The 25,235-nt window shown below is 67.8% G+C and carries 21 protein-coding genes; 16 read left to right on the plus strand and 5 right to left on the minus strand.

Annotated features, from left to right (window positions below; genetic code table 11):
* Positions 1-21: 21 nt before the first annotated feature.
* A complete protein-coding gene (locus AGI3411_RS19335) occupies positions 22-816 on the minus strand; it encodes a TOBE domain-containing protein (RefSeq protein WP_129528956.1) in 795 nt (264 codons plus the stop codon).
* Positions 817-976: 160 nt separating this feature from the next.
* Between AGI3411_RS19335 and AGI3411_RS19340 the strand changes: the two genes are divergently transcribed.
* From AGI3411_RS19340 to AGI3411_RS19395, 12 genes are all read left to right on the plus strand, one after another.
* Positions 977-1,570 carry a DUF4136 domain-containing protein gene (locus AGI3411_RS19340; RefSeq protein ID WP_129528957.1) on the plus strand — a complete coding sequence of 198 codons (594 nt, stop codon included), beginning with the start codon at positions 977-979 and terminating at the stop codon, positions 1,568-1,570.
* 27 nt (positions 1,571-1,597) lie between these two features.
* Positions 1,598-2,797: a DUF3734 domain-containing protein gene (locus AGI3411_RS19345; RefSeq protein WP_129528958.1), complete on the plus strand. Its 1,200-nt coding sequence runs from the start codon at positions 1,598-1,600 to the stop codon at positions 2,795-2,797.
* A 215-nt stretch (positions 2,798-3,012) separates the two neighbouring features.
* Positions 3,013-4,287, plus strand: coding sequence for an efflux RND transporter periplasmic adaptor subunit (locus AGI3411_RS19350; protein WP_129528959.1), 1,275 nt, complete (start codon positions 3,013-3,015; stop codon positions 4,285-4,287).
* A gap of 62 nt (positions 4,288-4,349) precedes the next feature.
* A complete protein-coding gene (locus AGI3411_RS19355) occupies positions 4,350-7,577 on the plus strand; it encodes an efflux RND transporter permease subunit (protein ID WP_129528960.1) in 3,228 nt (1,075 codons plus the stop codon).
* A complete protein-coding gene (locus AGI3411_RS19360; RefSeq protein WP_129528961.1) occupies positions 7,574-9,061 on the plus strand; it encodes an efflux transporter outer membrane subunit in 1,488 nt (495 codons plus the stop codon). Before AGI3411_RS19355 ends, AGI3411_RS19360 begins: the two co-directional genes overlap by 4 nt.
* Positions 9,058-9,798: a pyridoxine 5'-phosphate synthase gene (gene pdxJ, locus AGI3411_RS19365; RefSeq protein ID WP_129528962.1), complete on the plus strand. Its 741-nt coding sequence runs from the start codon at positions 9,058-9,060 to the stop codon at positions 9,796-9,798. The genes AGI3411_RS19360 and pdxJ overlap by 4 nt, the downstream gene beginning before the upstream one ends.
* A gap of 48 nt (positions 9,799-9,846) precedes the next feature.
* Positions 9,847-10,278 (plus strand): holo-ACP synthase, encoded by a 432-nt coding sequence (gene acpS, locus AGI3411_RS19370; protein WP_129528963.1) that lies wholly within the window; start codon positions 9,847-9,849, stop codon positions 10,276-10,278.
* A gap of 65 nt (positions 10,279-10,343) precedes the next feature.
* Positions 10,344-11,402 (plus strand): beta-N-acetylhexosaminidase, encoded by a 1,059-nt coding sequence (nagZ, locus tag AGI3411_RS19375; protein ID WP_129528964.1) that lies wholly within the window; start codon positions 10,344-10,346, stop codon positions 11,400-11,402.
* A complete protein-coding gene (uvrC, locus tag AGI3411_RS19380; RefSeq protein ID WP_129528965.1) occupies positions 11,365-13,191 on the plus strand; it encodes an excinuclease ABC subunit UvrC in 1,827 nt (608 codons plus the stop codon). The genes nagZ and uvrC overlap by 38 nt, the downstream gene beginning before the upstream one ends.
* A gap of 205 nt (positions 13,192-13,396) precedes the next feature.
* Positions 13,397-13,969: a CDP-diacylglycerol--glycerol-3-phosphate 3-phosphatidyltransferase gene (gene pgsA, locus AGI3411_RS19385; protein WP_129528966.1), complete on the plus strand. Its 573-nt coding sequence runs from the start codon at positions 13,397-13,399 to the stop codon at positions 13,967-13,969.
* Positions 13,970-14,200: 231 nt separating this feature from the next.
* Positions 14,201-15,505 carry an MFS transporter gene (locus AGI3411_RS19390; RefSeq protein WP_129528967.1) on the plus strand — a complete coding sequence of 435 codons (1,305 nt, stop codon included), beginning with the start codon at positions 14,201-14,203 and terminating at the stop codon, positions 15,503-15,505.
* 109 nt (positions 15,506-15,614) lie between these two features.
* Positions 15,615-16,616, plus strand: a complete 1,002-nt coding sequence (locus AGI3411_RS19395; protein WP_129528968.1) for a cytochrome-c peroxidase — start codon at positions 15,615-15,617, stop codon at positions 16,614-16,616.
* Between the two features lie 16 nt (positions 16,617-16,632).
* Here the strand turns inward: AGI3411_RS19395 and queF are convergent, their stop codons facing one another.
* Entirely contained in the window at positions 16,633-17,457 is an 825-nt protein-coding gene (gene queF / locus AGI3411_RS19400; RefSeq protein WP_129528969.1) for an NADPH-dependent 7-cyano-7-deazaguanine reductase QueF, read from the minus strand.
* Between the two features lie 321 nt (positions 17,458-17,778).
* Here queF and aceA point away from each other — a divergent pair, with 321 nt between their 5' ends.
* A complete protein-coding gene (gene aceA, locus AGI3411_RS19405; RefSeq protein ID WP_129528970.1) occupies positions 17,779-19,098 on the plus strand; it encodes an isocitrate lyase in 1,320 nt (439 codons plus the stop codon).
* A gap of 162 nt (positions 19,099-19,260) precedes the next feature.
* Here aceA and bioD read toward each other — a convergent pair whose 3' ends face one another.
* From bioD to AGI3411_RS19420, 3 genes are read right to left on the minus strand one after another with little or no spacing between them, the layout of a single operon-like run.
* Positions 19,261-20,697, minus strand: a complete 1,437-nt coding sequence (gene bioD, locus AGI3411_RS19410; RefSeq protein WP_129528971.1) for a dethiobiotin synthase — start codon at positions 20,695-20,697, stop codon at positions 19,261-19,263.
* Positions 20,694-21,377 (minus strand): alpha/beta fold hydrolase, encoded by a 684-nt coding sequence (locus AGI3411_RS19415; RefSeq protein ID WP_244240395.1) that lies wholly within the window; start codon positions 21,375-21,377, stop codon positions 20,694-20,696. Before AGI3411_RS19415 ends, bioD begins: the two co-directional genes overlap by 4 nt.
* The gene (locus AGI3411_RS19420) at positions 21,377-22,564 is read right to left on the minus strand and encodes an aminotransferase class I/II-fold pyridoxal phosphate-dependent enzyme (protein ID WP_129528972.1); all 1,188 of its coding nucleotides are present in this window, start codon (positions 22,562-22,564) and stop codon (positions 21,377-21,379) included. Before AGI3411_RS19420 ends, AGI3411_RS19415 begins: the two co-directional genes overlap by 1 nt.
* Before the next feature lie 143 nt (positions 22,565-22,707).
* On the opposite strand from AGI3411_RS19420, the gene AGI3411_RS19425 reads away from it, so the two are divergent.
* The 3 genes from AGI3411_RS19425 to ccoS all read left to right on the plus strand — a co-directional run bounded on the left by AGI3411_RS19425 (position 22,708) and on the right by ccoS (position 25,206).
* Entirely contained in the window at positions 22,708-23,976 is a 1,269-nt protein-coding gene (locus AGI3411_RS19425) for an adenosylmethionine--8-amino-7-oxononanoate transaminase (RefSeq protein WP_129528973.1), read from the plus strand.
* Between the two features lie 97 nt (positions 23,977-24,073).
* Positions 24,074-25,048 carry a P-type ATPase actuator domain-containing protein gene (locus tag AGI3411_RS19430; RefSeq protein ID WP_129528974.1) on the plus strand — a complete coding sequence of 325 codons (975 nt, stop codon included), beginning with the start codon at positions 24,074-24,076 and terminating at the stop codon, positions 25,046-25,048.
* On the plus strand, positions 25,045-25,206 hold the full coding sequence (gene ccoS, locus AGI3411_RS19435; RefSeq protein ID WP_129528975.1) for a cbb3-type cytochrome oxidase assembly protein CcoS: 162 nt from the start codon (positions 25,045-25,047) through the stop codon (positions 25,204-25,206). The genes AGI3411_RS19430 and ccoS overlap by 4 nt, the downstream gene beginning before the upstream one ends.
* Positions 25,207-25,235: the final 29 nt, after the last annotated feature.

Below are 25,235 nucleotides of genomic sequence, written 5' to 3' on the forward strand. Positions count from 1 at the left end.
GGGCCGCGCTGGCGTGAACGGCTAGTCCAGCACGCCCAGGATCACGCTGGAGGCTTTGAAGATCGCCACGGCGTCGGCGCCGACGTCCAGGCCCAGGTCGTTCGCGCTGTCGTTGGTCACGATGGCCGCCAGCGTAATGCCGCCTTCCAGGCCGATCAGGATCTCGCTGTTCACGGCGCCCGGGCGCAGGGCGGTGATCTTGCCCGGCAGCTGGTTGCGCGCCGACAGGCGCAGGCCCGGCCCGGGCGCGCCGACGATGACCGACGAAGCCTTGACCAGCGCGATCGCCTCCTTGCCCACGGCCAGCCCCAGCTCCTGGGTGCTTTCGCGCGTGATGGTGGCCGTGAGGGTCTGGCCGCCCGCTATGCGCAGCACGATCTCGTCGTTGACGGCCCCTTCGCGGATGCGGATGACGGTGCCCAGGAGTTTGTTGCGTGCGCTGGTTTTGAGCATGAAGCGCTTCATCAGGTCGATATCGCCGCTGGCGTCCACGCCGGCGCGGGTCAGGTTTTCCATGAACTTGCGGTGCTCCGCTTCGAGCGCGCGGAAGGTCGCGATGAGACGGCGGGCGCGGTCGGTCAGCTGCGTGCCGCCGCCGCCCTTGCCGCCGGCCGCCCGGATCACGAGCGGCTCGCCGGCCAGGTTGTTCATGGCGTCGATGGCGTCCCAGGCTCCCTTGTAGCTCATGCCCACGGCGCGCGCGGCGTTCGTGATCGAGCCGGTGGCGTCGATCTGCGCCAGCAGGTCTATGCGGTTTCTTCCGCCCCAGTTCTGGGCGCCGGAGCGAAACCAAATCGAGCCGTCGAGTTCCAACATCGGTATTGGGCCTGTCGTCAGGGCAGGGTATGGGACACGGGGCGAGTGTACTGGAGGGACGCGGCGGCGGCGGGCCCCTATCGATGAGAATGAGATTCTGTTGATATTTCGCTGGCTTCGCGGCACTATATTCACGCCTTGGGCTCTCGGAGAAAACAACATGAAAGCGTTGAAATTGCTGGCGGCGGGATCCATGACGGGGTTGTTGGCGGCGTGCGCGTCGGGTCCCACGGTGAAGAGCGACTACGACCACCAGGCGGACTTCGCCCAGTACCGGAGCTTCGGGTTCATGTCGCCCCTGGGCACCGACAGGGCAGGCTACAGCACCCTGCTCACCGAGCGGCTGAAAACCGCCACGCGCGGCCAGATGGAGATGCGCGGCTACGTCTACAGCGCCTCCAACCCCGATCTGCTGGTCAATTTCGGCGCCAAGCTGCAGCAGAAGGTGCAGGTCACTCCCGCGGCGCCGATGGGGCCATACTACGGCTACCGCGCCGGCTTCTATGGCGGCTGGCCCGGCTACGGCTGGGGCGACGACGTCTATCAATACACCGAGGGCACCCTGAACATCGACCTCGTCGACGCGCGCCGCAAGCAGCTGGTGTGGGAAGGCGTGGCGGTGGGAGAGGTCCAGAATACGGACATCGCGGGCAGCGCGGAAAGCGCGGACAAGGTTGTCGCCCAGATCTTCGCCAAATACCCGTTCCGGGCGGGCGTCGCCGCGCCGCAATTGCCGGACAAGAGCAAACCGTAGGCCTGCCTACACCAGAAGGAACACCGCATGAGCGCTCGCCGCAAGGCTCCATCGCCACCCCGGGACACCGGCGATACGCCGCCCTACGAAGTCGTCGCCCTGGTGCTGCAGGGCGGCGGCGCTCTCGGGGCCTACCAGGCGGGGGTCTACCAGGGCCTGCACGAAGCGGGCATCCGGCCCAACTGGATTTCGGGCATTTCCATCGGGTCGATCAACGCCGCCATCATCGCGGGCTCGCCCGAGGATGAGCGCGTCGAGCGGCTGCGCGGCTTCTGGGAGAGCATCTGCCGGCCGGCGGCGTTCGCCTCCATGCCCTGGGGCGAGACCGTGGCGGACATGTTCGCGGGCCTGCCCTTCGGCTTCGGTTCGCCGGTCATGAACGGCCAGGTCTCGGCGCTGCAGGCCTTGTTTGCCGGGCAACCGGGTTTCTTCAAGCCGCGTTTTCCGCCGCCGTACCTGGTGCACGGCAGGGGGGCGGCCTCCACCAGCTTCTACGACACCACGCCCCTGATCGCGACCTTGCGGCAGTTCGTGGATTTCGACCTGCTCAACAGCGGGGCCATCCGCGCCAGTTTCGGCGTCGTGAACGTGCGCAGCGGCAACTTCGCGTATTTCGACAGCCTGAAGCACAAGCTGGAGCCCGAGCACATCATGGCCTCGGGCGCCTTGCCGCCGGGTTTTCCGTCCGTCGAGATCGGCGGCGAGCACTACTGGGACGGCGGCGTCGTGTCCAATACGCCGCTGGCGCAGGTGCTGACCACGGACAACATGCGCGATACCCTCGCGTTCCAGGTGGACCTGTGGCCCGCGCGCGGCGGCTTGCCGACCTCCCTGGAAGAGGTGGCCGAGCGGCAGAAGGACATCCAGTACTCCAGTAGGACCCGTCTGGTTACCGATCAGTTGCGGCGCGTGCTCAAATTGCGTCACGGCCTGCAGCGCCTCCTGGAGCGCCTGCCGGAAGCCGAGCGCAACGCGGCGGAGCTTGCGGACATCCGCAGGCTGTCGCACACGCCCGCCACCAACATCATCAACCTCATCTACGAGTCCAAGCACCGGGAGCGCTATTCCAAGGACTACGAGTTCGGCACCGAAGCCATGCGCGAGCACTGGGAGTCGGGGCTGGCCGACATCCGCCACACCCTCGCGAAGCCGGGCATCCTGACCCGTCCCACAGAGGACAGCTGCTTCGTGACGCACGATATCCATCGCAACGGCACGCACACCTGAGGCCCGCCGACTGTCGATTCCGTGCACAAAATCCGCCTTGGTGTGCGGTTTCGCGCCGCAAAAGTCAGTGATTTCCCCAATAACTGAGTTACATTAACGGGCTATTCACGTGCCTTGATGACGCATGCTTTTATTTTGATCGCGGGCAAAAGTCGCGGTTAAATACTGCGATTGCTTGACGCGACTACGGTTTACAACGCTACGCGGGGGTTTCAATGGGGTTTTCGCCTAAACGTGTTTCAGGGCTGGCTTTTTCCGGTGGAGTCCTCGCGCTGATATTGGCGGGTTGCGGTGAAAAGCCGCAAATGAACCCAGGCATGCCCCAGGTCAGCGTCGTCACGATCCAGCCGCAGCGCGCGCCCATCGTTTCAGAACTGCCCGGCCGCGTCGACGCCGTCCGGGATGCCCAGATCCGTTCGCGGGTCACCGGCATCGTCCAGAAGATCACCTTCGAGCAGGGCGGCGACGTCAAGGAAAACCAGCTGCTCTTCAAGATCGATCCGGCGCCCTACAAGGCCGCCTACGATCAGGCGACGGCGCAGCTCAAGCAGGCGCAGGCCAATCTGTTCAGCGCCAAGCTGCTGGCCGACCGCTATGCCCCGCTGGTCAAGGCCAACGCCGTCAGCAAGCAGGAATACGACAACGCCGTGGCCTCGTACCGCCAGGCGGATGCCGCGGTCGCCGCCGCCAAGGCCGCCCAGGACAACGCCGCGATCAACCTCGGCTACACCGACGTCACCTCGCCCATCACGGGTCGCATCGGCAAGCCGCTGGTCACCGAGGGCGCGCTGGTCGAAGCCACGTCCGCCACGCAGATGGCCATCGTGCAGCAACTGGACCCGATCTACGTGGACTTCACCCAGTCCACGGCGGAGCTGGCGTCGTTGCGCCGCGCGTTCGCCAGCGGCCAGCTGCAGCAGATCGGCAAGGATACGGCGCGTGCCACCATCGTCCTCGAAGACGGCACCGAATACGGCCAGCCCGGCAAGCTGCTGTTCACGGGCATCACCGTGGATCCGTCCACCGGCCAGGTGAACCTGCGCGCCGAAGTGCCCAACCCCGATGGCATCCTCTTGCCCGGCATGTATGTGCGGGTGCGCCTGGAGCAGGGCGTGGACGACAAGGCCCTGATGGTGCCTCAGCAGGCGCTGCAGCGCACCGCCGACGGCATGCAGAGCCTGATGCTGGTCAAGGACAACAAGATCGAACAGCTGCCCGTGACCACCGGCGGAGCCATCAAGAACGAATGGGTCGTCACCAGCGGCCTGAAGGCCGGCGATGTGGTCGTCGTGGAAGGCTTCCAGAAGATCCGCCCCGGCGCGCCGGTGCAGGTCAGCGAGTGGAACAAAGGGAACAAGGGCGGGGCGGCAGCGCCAGGCGCCCAGCCCCCGGCGCAACCGGGCGCCAAGCCGGCGGAACCCGCCCCGCAGCCCGGCGCCAAACCGGCCGAGCCTGCGCAACAAGACAAGGCCGCAGGCCAGAAATCTTAAGCGGCACGCGGCGCTTGCGCCGCGTTCCTCTTTCGTGAGCATCGCTTTCAGAGTCAGCCCACATGCCGCAATTTTTCATTGATAGACCGATTTTTGCCTGGGTAGTCGCCCTGTTCATCTTGCTGGCCGGGGTTCTGGCCATCCCGAACATGCCGATTTCGCAGTACCCGGACGTGGCGCCGCCCGCCATCACGATCACGGCCACGTATCCGGGCGCTTCGGCCAACGAAGTGGCCGAGCAGGTCACCAGTATCATCGAAGACCAGCTCAACGGCGCGAAGGGCCTGATCTACTACGAGTCGGTCAGCGATTCCTACGGCACCTCGACCATCACCGCCACGTTCGCGCCCGGCACCAATCCCGACCTGGCGCAGGTGGACGTGCAGAACCGCGTGTCCAACGTGGTCGCGCAGTTGCCCACCGCCGTGCAGCAGCAGGGCCTGCAATACGAGCAGACCAGTACCGGCTTCCTGATGGTGGCGGCGGTGTCGTCCACCGACGGTTCGCTAGACCAGACCGCGCTGGCCGACTACATCACCCGCAATATCAAGAACCCGGTGTCGCGCGTGCCCGGCGTGGGCCAGTTCCAGCTGTTCGCCGCGCCGCGCGCCATGCGCGTCTGGGTGGACCCAGCCAAGCTGGTGGGCTTCAACCTGAGTATGTCGCAGGTCAACCAGGCGATCGCCAACCAGAACGTGGTGATTTCCGGCGGCAGCATCGGCGCGCCGCCCAACCCGGATTCGCAGCGCATCACCGCCACGGTCACGGCCAACGGCCAGCTGAGCACGGTCGAGGGCTTCGGCCAGATCGTCCTGCGCGCCAATACCGACGGCTCCAAGGTGCTGCTGCGCGACGTCGCTCGCATCGAAGTCGGCGCGGACAACTACCAGTTCGGCGCCCGCCTGAACGGCAAGCCGACGGCGGCCTTCGCCATCGTGCTGTCGCCGGACGCGAACGCGCTGGCGACCGCGCAGGGCGTGCGCCAGCAGATGGAGGAGCTGTCCAAGTACTTCCCGGGCAACATCACCTACTCCATTCCGTACGACACCGCGCCCTACGTGAAGGTGTCCATCGAACAGGTGGTCCATACCCTGGTCGAGGCCATGATCCTGGTGTTCCTGGTGATGTATCTGTTCCTGCAGAACGTCCGGTACACCCTGATCCCGGCGCTGGTGGTGCCGGTGGCCATGCTGGGGGCGTTCGCGGTGATGCTGGCGCTCGGCTTCTCCATCAACGTGCTGACCATGTTCGCCATGGTGCTGGCCATCGGGATCCTGGTGGACGACGCCATCGTGGTGGTCGAGAACGTCGAGCGGATCATGGCGACCGAAGGGTTGCCGCCCAAGGAAGCCACCAAGAAGGCCATGCCGCAGATCAGCGGCGCCATCATCGGTATTACGCTGGTGCTGGTGACCGTGTTCCTGCCGCTGGCCTTCATGAGCGGTTCGGTGGGCGTGATCTACCGCCAGTTCTCCGTGGCCATGGCCGTGTCGATCTTCTTCTCGGCCCTGCTGGCGTTGACCTTCACGCCGGCGCTGTGCGCCACCATCCTCAAGCCGGTGCCCAAGGGGCATCACGACGAGAAGAAGGGCTTCTTCGGCTGGCTCAACCGCAAGTTCGACGCCACCACCCACGGTTACCAGAACTGGGTGTCGCGCATCCTGCACAAGGGCGGCCGCATGATGCTGGTGTTCCTGCTGCTGGTCCTGCTGCTGGGCTGGCTGTACCTGCGCCTGCCTTCGTCGTTCCTGCCCGAGGAAGACCAGGGCTACGTGGTCAGCAACATCGAACTGCCCACGGGCGCCACGGCGAACCGCACCGTCGACGTCATCGAACAGGTCGAGAAGTACTTCTCGGGCGTGTCGGCGGTCGAGAACGTGATTGCCGTGCAGGGCTATAGCTTCAACGGCAACGGCCTGAACGCCGCCATCGCGTTCGTCACGCTGAAGGATTTCAGCGAACGCAAGGAGCGCAAGGATTCCGCGGGGGCGATCGCGTTCAACGCCTTCGAGAAGCAGCTGATGGGCATCCACGACGCGCAGGTGTTCACCTTGGTGCCGCCCGCCATCTCCTCGCTGGGCAACGCCACCGGTTTCGACTTCCGCCTGCAGGATCGCGGGTCGGCCGGTTCCGAGGCGCTGGCGTCGGCCACCGCCGAGCTGATGGGCATGGCCATGAAGAGCCCCGTGCTGTCGCAGGTGCGGATCACCGGCCTCGGCCAGGGCGCGCAGCTCAGCCTGACCATCGATCGCGACAAGGCCGCGGCGCTGGGCGTGGACTTCAACGAGGCCGCCTCGCTGATCTCCACGGCGGTCGGCTCGGCTTACCTGAGCAAGTTCCCCAACCTGGGCCGGATGCAGAATATCTGGGTGCAGGCCGACGCGCCGTACCGCATGCAGCTCAGCGACGTGCTGCAGCTGAACGCGCGCAACGGCCAGGGCGGCATGGTGCCGCTGTCCACCTTCGTGAAGGCCGAGTGGAAGCAGGGCCCGGTGCAGGTGGTGCGCTACAACAGCTACGAGTCCATGCGCATCAGCGGCGACGCGGCGGCGGGCTACACCACCGGCGAGGCCATGGCTGAAATGGAACGTCTGGTCGGGCAGCTGCCCCAAGGCTTCGGCTACGAATGGAACGGCCTTTCCTACCAGGAACGCCAGGCCGGCAATCAGGCTCCCATCCTGATGGGCCTGTCGCTGCTGGTTGTGTTCCTGGTGCTGGCCGCCCTGTATGAAAGCTGGGCGATCCCGATCTCGGTGATGCTGGTGGTGCCGCTGGGCATGCTGGGCGCCGTGGCGCTGATCAGTGCGCTGGGCATGTCCAACGACGTGTACTTCCAGGTGGGCATGGTGACCGTGATCGGCCTGGCGGCCAAGAACGCCATCCTGATCGTGGAATTCGCCAAGGACCAGTACGCCCGCGGCATGGGCTTGTTCGAGTCCGCGGTGGAGGCCGCGAGGCTGCGGTTCCGTCCGATCCTGATGACCTCGCTGGCGTTCATCCTGGGCGTGGTCCCGCTGGCAATGGCAACCGGCGCGGGCGCCGCCAGCCAGAAGGCGGTGGGCCTGGGCGTGTTGGGCGGCATGCTGGCCGCCACGCCGTTCGCGGTGATTTTCGTGCCGACCTTCTTCGTCGTCGTGCTGGGCCTGTTCAAGACGCGGCCCCGCCTGCTGGGCGCCGAACTGCGCGCCTTCGAGGAAGAGCAGGCCGCCAAGAAGGCCGCCGGCGAAACGGCGCCGGAAGCCGCGCAGCACCCCGCACAACCCAACGGTGGCCAGGAGGGCAAGGAATGAAAGCCCTGAAGTTCAAACAGACCGCCTTGTCCGCTTTTGTGGCGGTGGCGTTGGCCGGCTGCTCGCTGGCGCCCGATTACAAGCGTCCCGACGCGCCCGTCTCGGGTGCGTGGCCCGACCAGCCCAAGGTGCAGTACGGCGGTTATGCCAAGCCGACGTCGCTGGGCACGCAGCCGTCCGCCGGCGTCATGCCGCAGGACGGCACGCCCGCGGCCGATCTGGGCTGGCGCGAGTTCTTCCGTGATCCGCGCCTGCAGAGCCTGATCGAACTGTCGCTCGTCAACAACCGCGACCTGCGCGTGGCGGTGCAGCGCGTGGAAGAGGCGCGCGCCCAGTACGGCATCCAGCGCGGCGCGCAATGGCCCAGCATCGGCGCCGGCATTCAGGGCCAGCGCCAGCACCTGCCCGCCAACATGCGGTCGCCGGGGGCGGGCTCCATCAGCAGCTCCTATCAGGCCGGCATCGGCCTGACCACCTTCGAGATCGACCTGTTCGGCCGCTTGCGCAGCCTGTCCGAGGCGGCGTACCAGCAGTACCTCTCGACGGAGCAGGCGCAGAAAAGCGTGCACATCACGCTGGTGGGCGCGGTCGCCCAGTCGTATTTCAACTTGCGCGCCGCCGAGGTCCAGCTGGACCTGACGCAGCGCACCCTGGCCTCGCGCCAAGAGTCCTATGACCTGGTCAAGCGCCGTTTCGATGGCGGCGTGGCCTCCGAACTGGACCTGAACCAGTCCAAGTCGCTGCTGGATTCGGCTTCGGCCGATCTGGCGCAACTGGCCCGCGCCCAGGCCCAGGCCATGAACGCCCTGGTGCTGCTGGTTGGCACTCCGTTGCCGCAAGACCTGCCCGCGCCAGCCACGTTCGGCCGCGACCAGCTGCTGGCCACCGTGCCGGCGGGACTGCCGTCCGACCTGCTGGAGCGCCGCCCGGACATCCTGGCCGCGGAAAACCAGCTGAAGTCCGCCAACGCCAACATCGGCGCGGCGCGCGCGGCGTTCTTCCCGACGATTTCGCTGACCGGCCTGCTGGGCGTGGCCAGCCCCTCGTTGGGCGACCTGTTCAAGGGCGGCCAGGGCTACTGGAGCTTTTCGCCCTCGATCACGACGCCGCTGTTCGCGGGCGGCAGCATCCGCGAAGGGCTGAACCTGGCGAAAGCGCGCGACAATATCGCCGTGGCGCAGTACGAGCAATCCATCCAGCAGGCGTTCCGGGAAGTGTCGGACGCGCTGGCGGGCGAAGCCACCTATGGGGCGCAACTTGACGCCCAGCGCGCGCTGCAGGATGCGTCGGCGCGCACCCTGGAGCTGTCGAATCTGCGTTATACCAATGGAATCGACAGCTACTTGCAGGTGCAGACCGCGCAGGTGGACTTTTTCAATGCCCAGCTCGCGCTGGTCCAGACGGGCCTTGCGGCGCTGATCAACCGCGTGGAACTATACAAGGCCCTGGGCGGCGGCTGGGAAGCTACAACGAAAGTGCAATGATAGAACTTGGTGTAAATATCGATCACGTTGCCACGCTGCGGCAACAACGCCACACGGCCTACCCGGACCCGGTCGCCGCCGCGCTGCGCGCGGAAGACGCCGGCGCCGACCTGATCACGCTGCATCTGCGCGAAGACCGGCGCCACATCCAGGACGCGGACGTCTACGCCATCCGCCCGCAGCTGCGCACCCGCATGAACCTCGAATGCGCGGTCACGCCGGAAATGCTGGAGATCGCCTGCGCGGTCAAGCCCAGCGACGTCTGCCTGGTGCCCGAAAAGCGCACCGAGCTCACGACCGAAGGCGGCCTCGAAGTGGCGGGCGCCATGGGCCCGGTGTCGGACGCGGTGGCCCTGCTGGCGGAAGCCGGCATCCGCGTGTCGCTCTTCATCGATCCGGACCCGGCGCAGATCGCGGCCGCGGCCAAGGCCGGCGCGCCGGTGATCGAACTGCACACGGGCGCCTATGCCGAAGCCGAAGGCGAGGCCGCCGAGGCCGAGCTGCAGCGCCTGCGCGCGGCGGTGGCCGAAGGGCTGCGCCATGGCCTGCGCGTGAATGCCGGCCACGGCCTCCATTACGGCAACGTCACGCCGGTGGCCGCGCTGGACGGCATTTCCGAACTCAATATCGGCCATGCCATCGTGGCGCAGGCGGTGTTCGACGGCTGGGAAAAGGCCGTGCGCGACATGAAGGCGCTGATGGTGCAGGCCCGCCTGCAGGCGCTGCGCGGGCTGTGACCGCCGGCTCCTTGACCCGTTACCACCGTTTGCCGAGCGCCCGCGCCCATGTCTGATACTCCCCGCGCCGCCACGCCCGCAGGGGTCATCGCCGGCATCGGCATGGACCTGCTGCGCATCGACCGGATCGAACGCGCGCTGGCGCGCCACGGTGACCGCTTCGCGGAAAAGATCCTGGGCGTGGAAGAATTGCAGAAGTTCCAGGCCCGCCGCGCCCGCGATCCGGCCCGCGGCCTGCGTTTCCTGGCCACGCGCTTCGCCGCCAAAGAGGCGTTCTCGAAGGCGATCGGGCTGGGCATGCGCATGCCCATGACATGGCGGCGCGTGCAGACGCTGAACGCGCCTGGCGGACGGCCCGTGCTGGTGATCGCGCCCGAACTGCTGGACTGGTATTCCCAGCGCTTCGGCGCGGCCCACGTTTCCATTACCGACGAATCCGACATGGCCGCCGCCTACGTGGTGGTCGAACGCAAGCCCTGAGCCGCGGGCCCTGAACCCAGTGTCCGCCGGCGGCTTGCCAGACTTAGATAGAAGGAAAGCCTGACATGGCCAAGAAGAAATCCAGGGCGGCCCTGCCGCCGGGCCCCGTGATGGTCGATGTGGCGGGATACACGCTGACTAAGGAAGAGAAAAAGCGCCTGCGCCATCCGCTCGTGGGCGGCGTGATTCTGTTCGCCCGCAACTTCGAAAGCCGCAAACAACTCACCGAGCTGACGCGCCAGATCCACAAGGCCCGCAAGGAGCCGCTGCTGATCCTGGTGGACCACGAAGGCGGCCGCGTGCAGCGCTTCCGCGAAGACGGCTTCACCCCGCTGCCCGCGATGCGCGAACTGGGTACGCTGTGGGAACGCGATCCGCTCCTGGCGATGCGCCTGGCGACCGAGGCCGGGTACGTGCTGGCGGCCGAACTGCGGGCCTGCGGCGTGGACATGAGCTTCACGCCCGTGCTGGATCTGGACTACGGCGTCAGCAAGGTCATCGGCAACCGCGCTTTCCACCGCGATCCCCGCGTGGTCGCCATGCTGTCGCGCGCGCTCATCCAGGGCCTGCAGCTCGCCGGCATGTCGGCTTGCGGCAAGCACTTCCCGGGCCACGGCTTCGTGGAGGCGGATTCGCACCACGAGATTCCCGTGGACGAGCGTCCGCTGGAACGCATTCTGGAGGAAGACGGAGCGCCGTACGCGTGGCTGGGCGACGCCGTCCTGCCGTCCGTGATGCCCGCGCACGTGATCTACCCCAAGGTCGACAAGCATCCGGCCGGCTTTTCGAAGCGCTGGGTGCGGGACATCCTGCGCCAGCGCCTGGGCTATGACGGGGTGGTGTTCTCGGACGACCTGACGATGGAAGGGGCTGCGGTGGCCGGCGATATCCTGGCCCGCGCCAAGGCCGCGTTGGGCGCCGGATGCGATATGGTGCTGGTGTGCAACCGGCCTGACCTGGCCGACGACCTGCTGTCGCGCCTGGAATTCGAGCATCCGCCCGAATCCGTGGCCCGGATCCGCCGCCTGATGCCGCGCTTCGACGCGCCGGACTGGGATACCTTGCAGGCCGAAACCCGTTATCAGAATGCCCGACGACTTCAATCTCAAATCGTTCCTGGCTGACCTGCCGCATCTGCCGGGCGTCTACCGGCACCTGGATGCGGCCGGGGAGGTCATGTATGTCGGCAAGGCGCGCGACCTGAAGAAGCGCGTCTCGTCGTATTTCCAGAAGAACCTGGCCAGCCCCCGCATCGCCCAGATGGTGGCGAAGGTGGCACGGCTGGAGGTGACGGTGACGCGCTCCGAGGCCGAAGCGCTGATCCTGGAAAACAACCTCATCAAGAGCCTGAAGCCGCGCTACAACATTCTGTTCCGCGACGACAAGTCCTATCCCTACCTGCTGATCACCGGCCATGCCTGGCCGCGCATCGCCTACTACCGCGGCGCCACCAACAAGCGCGGCCAGTATTTCGGCCCGTTCCCCAATGCCTGGGCCGTGCGCGAAACCATCCAGATCCTGCAGAAGGTGTTCCGCCTGCGTACCTGTGAAGACACGGTTTTCGCCAACCGCTCGCGGCCCTGTCTGCTGCATCAGATCGGCCGCTGCTCGGCGCCGTGCGTGGGCGCCATCGAGGCCGGGGAATACGAACGCGACGTGCAGCGCGCCGTGCGCTTCCTGAACGGGGAAGCGAAGGAAGTGATGGGCGAAATCGAGCACCGGATGCTGCAGGCCTCGAGCGAACTGCGCTTCGAGGAAGCCGCGGCGTTGCGCGACCAGATGGGATCGCTGGCGCGCGTGCTGCACCAGCAGACCATGGAGAACGTCAGCGGCGAGGACACCGACATCATCGCGGTGGCGATCGCCGGCGGGAAGGTCTGCGTGAACCTCGCGATGGTGCGGGGCGGCCGCCATCTGGGCGACAAGCCTTTCTTCCCCTCGCACGCCGAGGGCGAAGCGGCGGCGCAGGTGCTGGAGGCCTTCGTGGCCCAGCACTACACCGATAACGCCTTGCCGCCCGTGCTGGTCTGTTCGCACGCGTTGCCGGATGCCGGGCTGATCGACCTGCTGGTGGAGCAGGCCGGCGGACGGCCATCACGGGTGCTGACGCGCCCGCAAGGCACGCGCCGGGCATGGCTGGAGCAGGCAGGCAAGAACGCCGAGATGGCCCTGGCGCGCGCGCTGACCGAATCCGGGGCCCGCGCGGCCCGCACCCTGGCGCTGGCCGAAGCGCTGGAACTGGATACGGACGAAACGGCCCTGGATGCGCTGCGCATCGAGTGCTTCGACATTAGCCACACCGCCGGTGAGGCGACGCAGGCGTCCTGCGTGGTGTTCGAGCACCACGACATGCAGCCCTCGCTCTACCGCCGCTACAACATCGCCGGCATCACGCCGGGCGACGACTACGCCGCGATGCGACAGGTGCTGACCCGCCGTTTCGCGAAAGTGGCCGATGGCGAGGCGCCTATGCCCGGCCTGGTGCTGATCGACGGCGGCAAGGGCCAGGTGGAAGTGGCGCGCAAAGTGTTCGTGGAACTGGGCCTGGACGTCCAGACGCTGGTGGGCGTGGCCAAGGGGGAAGGGCGCAAGGTCGGCCTGGAGACCCTCGTCTTCGCCGACGAGCGGCCGCCCGTCGCGCTGGGCGGCGAATCCGCCGCGCTGATGCTGATCGCCCAGGTGCGCGACGAGGCGCACCGCTTCGCCATCACGGGCATGCGGGCGCGCCGCGCCAAGGCGCGCAACGTGTCGCGGCTAGAGGAAATCGAAGGCGTGGGCGCCCGCCGCCGCCAGCGCCTCTTGGCCCGCTTCGGCGGCTTCTCCGGCGTCGCCTCCGCCAGCATCGAGGACCTGGCGTCGGTCGACGGCATTTCCCAGGAGCTAGCGATCCGTATCTACGAAGCCCTGCGGTAAAGAGAATGGCGCCCATTCCTGTAAAGATCGCCCCCTAGCCTCCCTGCGACCCCTCCTACGAGGCAACCTCTACGCCCACAACCACTGTCACCAAGCCAGGCCGCGCGGATCCGGCTCCGCCGGTCCGCAGCGGCGCCCCCCTGGGGGGGAAGCGCCTCCGGCGCTTCGGGGGGGCACCCCATCTTGCTGTTAGCATACGGACACTATGCCAATTAACGTACCCATTATCCTGACATGGCTGCGCATCGCCATGATTCCGCTGGTGGTCGGGCTGTTCTACCTGCCCGATAGCTGGATGTCCGTGCCTACGCGCGACACCCTTGCTGCCTGGGCCTTCATCATTGCGGCCCTGACCGACTGGTTCGACGGTTGGCTGGCCCGCCGCTGGAACCAGACGTCCGCCTTCGGCGCCTTCCTGGACCCCGTGGCCGACAAGCTGATGGTTTGCGCCGCGCTGATCGTCCTGCTGGACCTCAGCCGCGTCGATGCCTTCATTTCGCTGATCATCATCGGCCGGGAAATCACGATTTCCGCCTTGCGCGAATGGATGGCCAAGATCGGCGCCAGCGCCAGCGTGGCGGTGCACCGCCTGGGTAAGTTCAAGACGGCCGCGCAGATGGTCGCCATTCCGTGCCTGCTGTACAACCAACCGGTCTACGGCGTCAGCACCAAGCTGCTGGGCGATGTGCTCATTATCGTCGCGGCGGTGCTGACGGTGTGGTCGATGCTGTATTACCTGCAGCGCGCCTGGCCCGCCATCCGCGAAAAGGCCCTGTAGGCCCCGGGGGCATCCCCGTTCGTACGCATTGGTTTATACGGCGGCAGCCCGGCTCGCGCAGGCGGCCGCCGTTACACTCGAAGAGCGATCCGCCGGCGTAGTCCGGCACGGCGCTCGCGCCGCAGTCGCCAGAAATCCAACGCCCGGCTCCGCCGGACGTTGCCGGAGACAACCCCGCGCGTCGCCGCCCGCCGGCGCCGCGCACTTTGCCGCTGCCCGCGGCCTTTAGCAATGAACACCGCTGCGAATACCCTGGCCATGGACGCCGCCGTCCGCCGGCGCGACTGGAAAATCATCCTGCTGATCGGGGTAGCGCATGCTTCCTCGCACTTTTTTCAGCTGGTCCTGCCCTCGCTCTATGTCTCGCTGGGCAACGAGTTCGGCCTGGATTTTGCCCGCCTGGGGTTGCTGGTCTCCACGTTCTACGTGGTGTCCGGCATCGGGCAGGCCTCTTCGGGATTCATCGTCGACCGGATCGGCGCGCGGCCCGTGCTGTGGTTCGGGCTGACCTGCTTCGTGCTCTCGGGGCTGCTGATCGGGTCGGCCACGGGCTACGTCATGCTGATCGCGGCGGCGGTCGTGGGCGGCATCGGCAATTCCGTCTTTCATCCGGCCGATTACTCCATCATCAATCACCGCATTACCGCGCCGCGCCTGGGGCATGCGTTTTCCACCCATGGGCTGACGGGCAACCTGGGCTGGGCGCTCACGCCCGTGTTCATGACGACCATCACGCTGCTGGCCGACTGGCGGGTGGCGGCATACAGCGCGGCCGGGCTGGTCGCGCTGGTGCTGTTGCTGACCGTGCTGGGGCGCGATTTGCTCGGCGGCCCGGTGCCGCAGGAAGGCCTGGCCGCTTCCGAGGTCGGCAAGACCGCCGCCAAGCCGGCCGCCAAGCGGCAGGAAGGGGTGCTGACCACCCTGGCGACGCTGCTGTCCAAGCCGGCTCTATGGGGCGCTTTCCTGTTCTTCGCCTGCACGTCCATCGCCCTGTCGTCGGTGCAGAACTACACCATCCCGCTCCTCGGCCAGTTGTACGACTTGTCCAAGGTCGCCGCCAGCTCGGCGCTGTCGGGCTATATGGTGGCCTCCGCCGTCGGCATGGCCGCGGGCGGCTTCCTGGTGTCGGCCAATCCGCGCACGGAACGCACCGTGATGGTGGCGCTGATCCTGGCGGGCCTGACCCTGGTGGTCCTGGCGCTGGGCCTCGTGCCGGCCGTGCTGGCCGCGCCGGTGGTCGCCCTGGCCGGCTTCTGCTCAGGCGTGGCGGCGCCGTCCCGCGACATGCTGATCCGCCGCGTCACGCCCAAGGGCGCTACCGGATCCGTCTATGGCCTGGTCTATTCCGGCATGGACGTGGGCTCGGCCCTGGGGCCGCTGGCTTTCGGCCTGCTGCTGGACGCCGGCCTGCGCCAGGGGCCCTGGGTGGGCGCCGGCGTGGCGTTCGCGGCAGCGGCCTTCCTGGCGCAATGGATCGCGGTACAGGCGCGGCGGGCGGAACCCGCCGCGGCAAGCGGCGTGGCGGCGCGCCCCTGAACACGCCGCCGGCGGCCGGGCCGGCCGTTTGATGCGACGCAAGGCCTGATGGCTTTCAGCCTGATGTAATAACCATGGAAATAAAAAGGTTATTACCCAGGAGAAGCAAATGAGTAAGGCAAGTGCGTTGCTGGCGGCGGGAATCGCCTTGGGCTGTTGGAGCAATCTGGCCTCGGCCGCCTCGCAGGAACCGATACAGCCGGTGGAGCCGGCCGTCATCAAGGAGCCGGCCAAGGTCGAACTCGGCAAAAAGCTGTTCTTCGATCCGCGCCTGTCGCGCTCCGGGGCGATTTCCTGCAATTCCTGCCATAACCTGGGCATGGGCGGCTCGGACAACCTCAAGGCGTCCATCGGCCACCAGTGGCAGCAGGGCTCGATCAACTCGCCCACGGTGCTCAATTCCAGCCTGAACATCGCCCAGTTCTGGGACGGCCGCGCCAAGGATCTGCGCGAGCAGGCCGGCGGCCCGATCGCCAACCCCATGGAAATGGCGTCCTCGCACGAGCTGGCCATCCAGGTCCTGAATTCCATTCCCGGCTACCGGGCGGAGTTCAAGCAGGTTTTCGGCCAGGACCGGATCACGATCGAGGAGGTGACGGGCGCGCTGGCCGCATTCGAGGAAACGCTGGTGACGCCCAATGCGCGGTTCGACCAGTGGCTGCGCGGCGACAAGCAGGCGTTGACGCTGCGGGAGCTGGCCGGCTACGAACTGTTCAAGAACAGCGGCTGCGTCGCGTGCCACAACGGCGTGGCCGTGGGCGGCAACTCGTTCCAGAAGATGGGCCTGGTCATGCCGTACCAGACGGACAACAAGGCCGAAGGGCGGGCGGCGGTGACGGGCAAGGATGCGGACCGCTTCAACTTCAAGGTGCCCACCCTGCGTAACGTGGCGCTGACCTATCCGTACTTCCATGACGGCGAGGCCGCCACGCTGACGCAGGCGGTGGATGTGATGGGCCGGCTGCAGCTGGGCCGGACCTTCACGCCGGACGAAAATGCGCAGATCGTGGCCTTCCTGAAGACGCTCACGGGCGACCAGCCGGCGATCCAGTATCCGGTGCTGCCTCCCTCGGAGGACGATACGCCGCGGCCCGAACCCTTCGTGAAGTAGGGGCCGCGGGGCGCGCCTACTGGCGGACGGTGCGCACGTCCGCCGGGGGCGCCGCCTCGAAGTTGCTGCGCCAGGGGTTGATATCCAGGCCGCCGCGGCGGGTATATCGCGCGTAGACCGTCAACAGCTCGGGCCGGCAGGCCTGCATGATGTCGGTGAAGATGCGTTCGACGCAATGCTCGTGGAACTCCGCATGCTGGCGGAACGACACGATGTAGCGCAGCAGCGATTCGCGGTCTATCGGCGCGCCGCGGTAGCGGATCTGCACGCTGGCCCAGTCGGGCTGGCCCGTCACGGGGCAGTTCGATTTCAGCAGGCGCGAGGCCAGCGTTTCCTCGACGGTGCCGCCTGCGCGGGTGCGCAGTAAATCGGGCGCCGGTTCGTAGGTATCGATCTCGATATCCAGCTTATCGATATAGATGCCGTCCAGTTCGCCCATCTGCAATTCGGAGAAGCGCTGGGGCAGGAAGAAATCCAGCCCGACGGGAGCGCCGGCCGCGGCGCTCAGGTCGCGCTCCAGCCGGCCGCGCAACGCGGCCGAATTGACCAGCCGGGTCTGGTTGAACGAATTCAGATAGAGCTTGAACGACTTGGATTCGATGATGTTGGGGCTGTCCGCGGGCACCGAGAACGTGGCCATGGCGATGCGGGGCTTGCCCTTGGCGTCCAGCCACGACAGCTCATAGGCATTCCACAGGTCCACGCCCGTGAACGGCAGCTGGCCGGCGGCGAGATTCAAGGCGGCCCGGTTGTGCGAGCGCGCGATGGGGAAGAGCAGCGTCGGGTCGTATTGCGAGACGTAGGACACGCTCTGGCCGAGCGGACCGTGGGACAAGGTCATGGCGGAATCACAGGAACAGGGGGAATGGACGCATTGTAGGCGGTCGATGATGCGTTGTTTTCCGCATCGTGAAATGTAACCTTCGCCATATGAAAGCGCCTGCTGCGTAGCAACGTCAGGCCATTTCACAGATGACAATTGCGTTTCGTGATACGAAATGAATTTTATAAGCTATTGATTTTAATGAATAATATTTTTCGTCTTCTATAAGACATAAGCTCACCTTGCCCTGCAGCAGAGGCATAGACTTTCTCCAACGATTCACGCAATGCAAGACGCGAATCTTTTGAAGTCTTCCCATCACTGACCAGGAGCATCACCATGAGCAACCGCGAAACCGAAATCCGCAATCTGCAGAAGGACTGGGCCGAGAACGCCCGCTGGCAAGGCATCAAGCGCGACTACAGCGCCGAGGACGTCATCCGCCTGCGCGGCTCCATCGGCGTGGAACACACGCTGGCCCGCCGCGGCGCCACCCGCCTGTGGGAGCTTCTGCATAGCGAGCCGTTCGTGAATTCGCTGGGCGCCCTGACCGGCAACCAGGCCATGCAGCAGGTCAAGGCCGGCCTGAAGGCTATCTACCTGTCCGGCTGGCAGGTCGCCGGCGACGCCAACCTGGCCGGTGAGATGTATCCCGACCAGTCGCTGTACCCCGCCAATTCGGTGCCGCAGGTGGTCCGCCGCATCAATAATTCGCTGTCCCGCTGCGACCAGATCCAGTGGATGGAGGGCAAGAACCCCGGCGACGACGGCTACATCGATTTCTTCGCGCCCATCGTCGCCGACGCCGAAGCCGGTTTCGGCGGCGTGCTGAACGCGTTCGAACTGATGAAGGCGATGATCGAGGCGGGCGCCGCTGGCGTGCACTTCGAAGATCAGCTGGCTTCCGTGAAGAAGTGCGGCCACATGGGCGGCAAGGTGCTGGTGCCTACCCGCGAAGCCGTGTCCAAGCTGGTGTCCGCCCGCCTCGCAGCCGATACGATGGGCACGCCTACCGTGCTGCTGGCGCGCACCGACGCCGACGCGGCGGATCTGGTGACCAGCGACGTGGACGAGAACGACCGCCCCTTCATCACGGGCGAGCGCACCGTGGAAGGCTTCTTCCGCACCCGCGCCGGTATCGACCAGGCGATCTCGCGCGGCCTGGCCTACGCGCCCTATGCCGACCTGATCTGGTGCGAAACCTCCACGCCCAACCTGGAATACGCCCGCAAGTTCGCCGAGGCCGTCCATCGCCAGTTCCCGGGCAAGCTGCTTGCGTATAACTGCTCGCCGTCGTTCAACTGGAAGAAGAACCTGGATGACGGCACGATCGCCAAGTTCCAGCGCGAGCTGGGCGCCATGGGCTACAAGTTCCAGTTCATCACGCTGGCCGGCTTCCACGCGCTGAACTACGGCATGTTCGAACTGGCCCACGGCTATGCCCGCCGCCAGATGAGCGCCTTCGTCGAACTGCAGCAAAAGGAATTCGCCGCCGCCGAACTGGGCTTCACCGCGGTGAAGCACCAGCGCGAAGTCGGCACGGGCTACTTCGATGCCGTCACGCAGACGATCGAAGGCGGCCAGTCTTCGACCACCGCGCTGACGGGCTCCACCGAGGAAGCCCAGTTCGAGCACGGCAAGGCCCAGAAGGCCGCGTAATTGATGCTCGCAGGAGAGTGATGCAGTTGTAGTTGCTGTTGTAGGGTGGATTTGGGTGCCTCCGGGCACCCTTTTTTTTGCCTGGATTTGCTCAAAGCCCGAAAAACGCCGTGTACACCAGGCGTTCCTCCCACGGGGCGCCGTCGCCCGCCGGCCGGGAAACTACTCCGCGACCGCGGGAGCTCCGCCCAGCGCGGCCAGGCAGTCGTCCAACGGAGGGATGCCTTGCGCCAGCGCCTCGACCGTTGCGGCGTCGACCTTGGCCAGAGGGGGAATCTCGGCCAGTACGCGCACGCCGCCGAAGCGTTCGATGGCTTCCTTGTTGCCCGCCGAGAGCGGCCCGCTCATGATGACGCCCAACACGGGAATGCCGCGGCGCTTGAGGGCCTCCAGGCTGAGCAGGGTGTGGTTGATGGTGCCCAGCCCGCTGCGCGCCGCCAGCACCACGGGCATGTCCAGCCGCGCGATCAGGTCGATCATCATGTGCGTGTCGTCGATGGGCACGTAAAGCCCGCCGGCCCCTTCCACGACCAGCGGCGCCTGCGTGGCGGGCGGGACGATGCTGGTGGCGTCGACGATGGCGTCTTCCAGCGTGGCCGCGGCCCAGGGCGACAGCGGCGCCTGCAGCACGTAAGCCGGCAGGTGCAGGCGCTCGGGCGGGAGCCCGGCCAATTGCGCGACGGTTTCCGTGTCGCCCGGCTCTTCCGACATGCCGGTCTGCACCGGCTTCCAGTAGTCGGCGTTCCAGGCGCGCGCCAGGATGGCGGAGACGAGCGTCTTGCCGATGCCGGTATCGGTGCCGGTCACGAACACCCCCGAGGGGCTCAGGTCAGATTTTTTCCACATGCCATAGGCCAGGTGATACGTCACCGTGGCTCCTTGTTCGCCAAACGCCGCCAGCACACGGCGCAATCCGGCGGCGCTCAAGGGTTTGCTTCCGGGCGCCGGGGTGGTGGCGCCGATGCCTTTCAGGCCCTTCAGGAAATGCAGGCCGTCAGGATGATTATGTATCAGCCGTTCAGCGCGGACGCCACCCGTCAGATTGCTCATGGCCGGCTGGATGGCGGCGGCGCGGGGGTAGGGCGGGGTGGCCGCGCCGAGGCCGGCCGCGAGATGGGCCGCCCGCCATTCGTGGAACGTGCCCGCGGCCAGGGTCGCTACCGCCAGGCGGCCGCCGGGGGCCAGCATCGCGGCCAGCCGGCCCAGGCCCGCATTCAGGTCGGAAAACCATTGCACGGCGAGGCTGGAGCAGATCAGATCGTAGCCGCCCGGCAGCCCCTCCGGATGTTCGCCGTCCAGCAGCTGGTAGCGGACGGTTCCGGGCAAGGGCGGATGGCGCTGTGCGGCGGCCAGCATGCCGGGAGAAATGTCCGTCACCGTCCAGTCGGCGGGGCCGAGGCGGCGCGCCAGCGCCCGGGTCAGCAGGCCGGTGCCGCAGCCGATTTCCAGGATGCGGGGAAACCGGGGCAGCGGCAGCAGGGCGATATCGCTGGCCAGGCGTTCGGCCGTGATGCGCTGGACGGGGGCATGCTCGTCGTAGCGGCGGGCGGCCGCGCCGAAGCGCGCGCCGACCTGGGCGTTGCGCGGCGCTTGCGTCATGCCTCGGGCGCCACGCGCGCGAGGAAGGCGCGAATGTGCGCGGCGCACCACGGCGCGTCGGCGACGGGCAGCAGGTGCCCGCCGCACTCGCGCCAGTGCAGGTCGCCGGGCGGGCAGGCGGCGAAGGCCGCCCGTGTCATCGGGGCGGGCACGATGGGATCCTCCCCGCCGGCCAGGACCAGCAACGGTACGCGCAGCGCGGCCAGGGCGGCGCGCTGGTCCTCGTCGCGCAGGGCCAACAGGTCGCGGCCGAGCATCTCGGTCCGGGGGGCGCCGAAGGGCGCCGTGGTGCCGCAGCGTTGGCGGAAGTCCTGCAGCACGGCCGCGGGGTCTGAGGCCAGGCGCCGGGCCATGCGGTCCAGCATGCGGGCCGGCACGCCGGCATCGAAACCGGGGCCGGCGGCAAAGCGCGGGAAGCCGTTGAGCGATACCAGCCCCAGGCAGTCTTGCGGCAGGCCGCGCAACAGGCGCAGCATGCCCAGCGAGTGGCCGATGGCGACTGCCGGGCCGGCGATGTCCGGTTCCCGGGCCGGGCCGAAGTAGCCGGCGTCGAAGACGGCTTGCGGCCAGCCGTCCAGCTCGGCGCGCAGCGGCGCCCACACCGAGGCGTCGAAGGCCCAGCCGTGGACGAACAGCAGGGTGGGGCGTGGCGCTGCCGCAGGCATTAGGGAACCGGGCATCAGGCGAGCACGGCGGCGAAGCCGTCGATCAACCGCGAGACGTCGGCGTCCCGGTGCGCGGCGCTCAGCGTGACGCGCAGGCGGCTGGTGCCGGCGGGGACGGTCGGCGGGCGGATCGCCACGGCCAGCAGGCCGCGTTGCTCCAGCGCGGACGCCATTTCCAGCGCGCGGGCCGCATCGCCGACGAGGGCCGGCACGATCTGGGTGGACGAGGCGCCGGTGTCGAGCCCCATCGTCCGCAGGGCTGCGCGCAGGCGGTCGCCGGCGGCCGCCAGCCGGGCGCGCTCGGCGTCCATCGCGGGCACCAGGTCCAGCGCCGCGTCCATGGCGCCCAGCACGGCGGGCGGCAGCGCGGTCGTGTAGATGAAGCCGGAGCATGCATTGATCAGGTAGTCGCACAAGGCGCGCGAGCCGGCAACGTAGGCGCCGAAGCCGCCCAGCGCCTTGCTGAAGGTGCCCATGGCCAGGTCGATCCGCCCCGGCGCCAGGCCGGCCAGGCCCATCCCGCCGGGGCCCAGCACGCCGGTGGCATGCGCCTCGTCCAGGTAGACGAACGCCTGGTGGCGGTCGGCCAGGCCGGCCAGGCGTGCCACGTCGGTCCGGTCCCCGTCCATGCTGAACACGCTTTCCGTGACGATGAAGCGGGAGACGGGCTTGCCCGCCGCCGCTTCCGCCCGCGCCGCCAGCAGGGCTTCCAGGTGGTCCAGGTCGTTGTGGCGGAACCGGATCTGCCGGACGCCGGCGGCCTGGCAGCCGTGGTGCAGGCTGGCGTGGTTGAGCTTGTCGGCATAGAGCTCGACCTCGCCCTGGCTGGCCGCCGCGCGCAGCAGGGCGGGCAGCACGGCGGCGTTGGCCTGCCAGCCGGAGGCCAGCAGCAGCGCGGCTTCGGTCCCTTTGAGACGGGCGAGCTTGGCTTCCACCTGCTCGTGCAGGTCCAGGTTGCCGCAGACCAGGCGCGAGGCCTGGGCGCCGGCCCCGTGGCGGGCCGTCCATTCGCGGGCGCGTTCGACCAGCAGGGGATGCCGGGCCAGGCCGAGATAGTCGTTGCTGGAGAAGTTCAGGATTGGCGCGCCGCCCAGCACGATGCGGCCGGGCGCGGCGGCGGTGGCCGTGCGCAGGCGGCGGCGCACGCGGCGCGCTTGCGCCTGCGCCAGCTCGGAGGAAAACAGTGAATCCAGCTTTGACATCGACTTATCCAGCAGCGGCCGGGCGGGGCGGCATATCCGCGCCAGGCCGTAGAATGCGGGCCATTGTAGTGGAGGCGGGCGCCGCCCTTCCCGGACGCGCGCCGGGCGGGCGCGGCGGGCCGCCGGTTTTCAGGAGAGGATCCATGCACATGCCCGACTGGATGGCCCAGGGCCAGCCCCATATCTGGCTTCCCTACGCCCAGATGAAGACGGCGACGCCGCCGCTGCCCGTGGTGCGAAGCCACGGCAGCCGGCTCGAACTGGCCGACGGCCGCAGCCTGATCGACGGGGTGGCCTCCTGGTGGACCGCATGCCACGGCTACAACCATCCGCATATCGCGCAGGCCGTGCGCGCGCAGCTGGACGCCATGCCGCACGTGATGTTCGGCGGGCTGACCCACGAACCGGCGCTGACCCTGGCGCGCCGGCTGGCCGCCCTGCTCGGGCCGGGCCTGGATCGCGTCTTCTATACGGACTCGGGCTCGGTGGCGGTGGAGGTCGCCATGAAGATGGCCTTGCAGTTCTGGCTGAACCAGGGCGAACGCGGCCGCGACCGCTTCCTGTCGTTCCGGGGCGGCTACCACGGCGATACCTTCGGCACCATGGCCGTGTGCGACCCGGAAGAGGGCATGCACAGCCTGTTCCGGGGCATGCTGATCGAACATGACATCGCCAGCCTGCCCCGCAGCGAGGCGGAGCTGGCCGCGCTCGAGGCCCACCTGGAGATCCACGGCCAGCGGCTGGCCGGCATCCTGGTCGAGCCGCTGGTGCAGGGGGCGGGCGGCATGCTGCTGCACGATCCGGAGGTATTGCGGCGGCTGCGCCGTCTGGCCGACCGGCATGGCCTGTTGCTGATCTTCGACGAGATCTTCACCGGTTTCGGGCGCACGGGCACGATGTTCGCGTTCGAGCAGGCCGGCATCCGGCCGGACATCCTGACCCTGTCCAAGGCCTTGACGGGCGGCACCCTGCCGCTGGCCGCCACGGTGGCCAGCAACCGGGTGTTCGACGCCTTCTGGTCCGACGACCCGTCCCACGCGCTGATGCACGGCCCCACCTTCATGGGCAACGCGCTGGCCTGCGCGGCGGCCAACGCCTCGCTGGACTTGTTCGAAACCGAGCCCCGCCTGGCGCAGGCCCGGGCCGTCTCCGCAGCCCTGGAAGCGGGGCTGGCGCCATGCCGCGGCCTGGACTGGGTGCGCGACGTGCGGGTGCTCGGCGCCATCGGGATCGTGGAACTGGACGGCATCGCCGACCGCGAAGCCCTGAAACGGCGGCTGATCGAGGCGGGCGTCTGGGTGCGGCCGTTCGGCAATGTGGTCTACATGACGCCGGCGCTGACCATCGGCGAGGACGATCTGGCGAGCCTGACGCGGGCGGTGGCCGACGTCCTGGGGCGGCAGCGTCCCTGACGCCGGCCTGCCGCGCGGGACGGTGGCGGGGCAAGCCGGGCAGGGCGCCTTGATCCAGATCAACGCGCGGGCACGGCGCGCTGGTTACCATCGGCGCATGCGAGCAAAATCGATCTTCGCCGTCCCGGCGGGCCTGTCCCATGCCGAACGCCAGCAGCGCCGCCATGCGCTCGTGCGCCTGTCGCTGGCGTGGCTGGCAATGATGCAGGTCATGATGTTCGCCTGGCCCGGCTACTTGCGGCACGACGGCATACCGACGGACGCGCTGGAAACGCTGGACTGGGCCATCGTGCTGATGAACTGGGCCAGTCTTGCGCTGACCGTCCCCGTGGTGCTGTATTCGGCCTGGCCCATCTGGCGGCACGCCGGCGGCAACCTGCGGCACGGCCGCGCCGGCATGGACGTGCCCGTGGCGCTGGGCATTGTCGCCGCTTTCATTCCCAGCGTCCACGCCACTTATACCGGCCGGGGCGAGGTCTATTTCGATTCGGTCACGATGTTCGTGGCGTTCCTGTTGACCGCGCGCTACCTGGAACTGTGCGCCCGCCAGTCTTTCGGCGGCGCGGCCGGCGGCGCGCGCCACGAGCGCGTCGAGGCGCAGCGCCTCGAACTCGGCGCCCGGGCCGACCGCCTGGCCTCGCGTTTCGTGATGGTCCAGGTCGCGCTGGCGCTCGCGGCCGCGGCCGCGTGGGCCTACATCGATCCGGCGCACAGCATCCCCGTGATGGTGGCGCTGCTGGTGATGAGCTGCCCTTGCGCGATGTCGATGGCGGTGCCCACGGCCATGGCCTCCGCGCATTCGGCGCTGGCCGCCCACCCCAATATGCCCGACGCCGCGCTGGACGCGCTGCTCGCCGAGGCGCGGCGCAAGGCCCGCCAGAATCTCAACGGCTCGGTGGTGTGGCACTTGCTCATGACGCCCCTGGCGCTGGTCGGCTGGGTCACGCCCTGGCTGGCCGCGATCACCATGCTGCTGTCGTCGCTGGCGGTCGCCTACAACTCCTGGCGCCTGTGCCGCCGCGACTGGTCCGGCGGCCTGCCTCCCCGCGCCGCGCTGGAAGCGGCGCCATGACCATCCTCTATCTGCTGCTGCCCCTGTCCCTGCTCTTCGTGCTGGCCATCGGCGTGTCGCTCTGGTGGGCCGTTTTCAACGGCCAGTACGACGATACGGACGATGCCGGCACGGCCATCCTGCGCGACGACGACAGCGGGCCCGCCGCCCGCGGCTGACGTTTCCGCGTTCGCGCCGGAGCCATTGA

It is taken from the genome of Achromobacter agilis (assembly GCF_900496965.1).
In the GTDB taxonomy this organism is placed as follows: Bacteria; Pseudomonadota; Gammaproteobacteria; order Burkholderiales; family Burkholderiaceae_B; genus Achromobacter; species Achromobacter agilis.